Genomic DNA, 502 nt, shown 5'->3' on the forward strand with positions numbered 1-502 from the left:
GGAGAAAGCACCATGTGAACCTCGACCAACTGACCGCGCGCATCCGTACCGCCATCGAATGCACCACCAACCAGCTTCGCCCGCCCGTAATGGGCCCGGGGCTCCCCGAGTCCACCCGCACCGCGCTGCAGGTCCACCTCGACGCGCTCCTGAAAGAAGAGCTGCGAGCGCTTACTGGGCAAGCGCCGGAGGGCGATTTGGCTGGGTTCGCAGAGCAGAACGAAAAATTTGCGCAGGACATGGGTTTGCGCAAAGACCCCGAGCCGCCCATCTACGAAAACCTCTGGCTCCAAGCGACCAGCGACCTCAACGCCGCGATGGGCCTGGTACAGCAGAACCAAGAGTTCTTCGGCGCGCAGTGCGGCGACGACAAGATCAAGGTGATTGGCGAGTTCTTCGTCAAGTGGGCGGCCCTCATGATGGAGCCGAAGGCCGACACCACCCCCTGGTATCCCGACGATTCAGGCGACTGGGTGGAAGGCCACCCGCGCGAGCTGCCACC

Annotated in this window: 1 protein-coding gene; it reads left to right on the top strand. The window is 63.5% G+C overall.

The genetic code is table 11. The annotated features are described in order from the left end of the window. Window positions 1–14: 14 nt before the first annotated feature. On the top strand, window positions 15–502 hold a 488-nt coding region (locus I6E78_RS18580), incomplete at its 3' end, for a hypothetical protein (RefSeq protein ID WP_197183131.1).

The sequence above is a fragment of the Pseudoalteromonas sp. NZS127 genome (genome assembly GCF_015864805.1).
GTDB classification, from domain to species: Bacteria; Pseudomonadota; Gammaproteobacteria; order Enterobacterales; family Alteromonadaceae; genus Pseudoalteromonas; species Pseudoalteromonas nigrifaciens.